This window comes from Variovorax sp. P1_H12_2, assembly GCF_056405335.1.
Genome location: NZ_JBFUCI010000681.1, coordinates 1 through 1,815, shown reverse-complemented (window position 1 = coordinate 1,815; position 1,815 = coordinate 1). Strand labels below are relative to the sequence as shown.

Annotated in this window: 1 protein-coding gene; it reads left to right on the top strand. The window is 65.7% G+C overall.

Features of this window, described 5'->3' with window-relative positions:
- Positions 1-1,815: pyruvate dehydrogenase (acetyl-transferring), homodimeric type (gene aceE / locus AC1D2K_RS34135; RefSeq protein ID WP_478094793.1), on the top strand; the 1,815-nt coding region annotated here is incomplete at both ends.

Here is a 1,815-nt window from a genome sequence, read left to right as displayed (position 1 = left end):
AATACGGCCTATGTGAACACCATCGAGACCGTCCAGGAGGAGCGCTCGCCGGGCAACGCCGAAATCGAGGAGCGCCTGCGCTCCTACATGCGTTGGAATGCGATGGCGATGGTCGTCAAGGCCAACCGCCACCACCCGCCCGAAGGCGGCGACCTCGGCGGCCACATCGGCTCCTTTGCCTCGCTGGCCAGCATGTTCGGCGCCGGCTTCAACCACTTCTGGCATGCCGAGAGCGAGAACCACGGCGGCGACTGCCTCTATATCCAGGGCMATGTGTCGCCCGGCATCTATGCCCGCGCCTACCTCGAGGGCCGCCTGACCGAAGAGCAGCTGCTCAACTTCCGCCAGGAAGTCGACGGCAAGGGCCTGTCGAGCTACCCGCATCCGAAGCTGATGCCCGAGTTCTGGCAGTTCCCGACCGTCTCGATGGGCCTGGGCCCGCTGATGGCGATCTACCAGGCCCGTTTCCTCAAGTACCTGCACGCCCGCGGCATCGCCAACACCGAGAACCGCAAGGTCTGGGTGTTCTGCGGCGACGGCGAAATGGACGAGGTCGAGTCGCTCGGGGCGATCAGCCTGGCGGCGCGCGAGAACCTCGACAACCTGGTGTTCGTGATCAACTGCAACCTGCAGCGCCTGGACGGCCCGGTGCGCGGCAACGGCAAGATCATCCAGGAGCTCGAGGGCGAATTCCGCGGCTCGGGCTGGAACGTGATCAAACTGATCTGGGGCAGCAACTGGGATCCGCTGCTGGCGCGCGACAAGGACGGTGCGCTGCGCAAGATCATGATGGAGACCAACGACGGCGACTACCAGTCGTTCAAGGCCAACGACGGCGCCTATGTGCGCAAGCACTTCTTCGGCCGCGATCCGCGCACGCTCGAGATGGTCGCCAAGATGAGCGACGACGAGATCTGGAACCTGCGCCGCGGCGGCCACGATTCGCAGAAGGTCTATGCCGCCTTCGACGCCGCCGTCAAGCACCAGGGTCAGCCGACCGTGCTGCTGGTCAAGACGGTCAAGGGCTTCGGCATGGGCAAGATCGGCGAAGGCAAGAACACGGTCCACCAGACCAAGAAGCTCGGCGACGAGGACATCAAGGCCTTCCGCGATCGCTTCAACATCCCGATCCCGGACAGCCAGATCGCCGATCTGCCGTTCTACAAGCCGGCCGACGACACGCCCGAGATGAAGTACCTGCACGAGCGCCGCAAGGCGCTGGGCGGCTACCTGCCGCACCGCCGTGTGAAGGCCGACGAGAGCTTCACGGTGCCGTCGCTCGAGACCTTCAAGGCGGTGCTGGAGCCGACCGCCGAGGGGCGCGAGATCTCGACCACGCAGGCCTATGTGCGCTTCCTGACGCAGCTGCTGCGCGACCAGGCGCTGGGTCCGCGCGTGGTGCCGATCCTGGTCGACGAGGCCCGCACCTTCGGCATGGAAGGCCTGTTCCGCCAGATCGGCATCTACAACCCCGCGGGGCAGCAGTACACGCCGGTCGACAAGGACCAGGTCATGTACTACCGCGAGGACAAGGCCGGCCAGATCCTGCAGGAAGGCATCAACGAGGCCGGCGGCATGTCGAGCTGGATCGCGGCCGCCACCTCGTACAGCACCAACAACCGGATCATGGTGCCGTTCTATGTCTACTACTCGATGTTCGGCTTCCAGCGCATCGGCGACCTGGCCTGGGCGGCGGGCGACATGCAGGCGCGCGGCTTCCTGCTCGGCGGCACCTCGGGCCGCACCACGCTGAACGGCGAAGGCCTGCAGCACGAGGACGGCCACAGCCACATCCTGGCCAACACGATCCCGAAC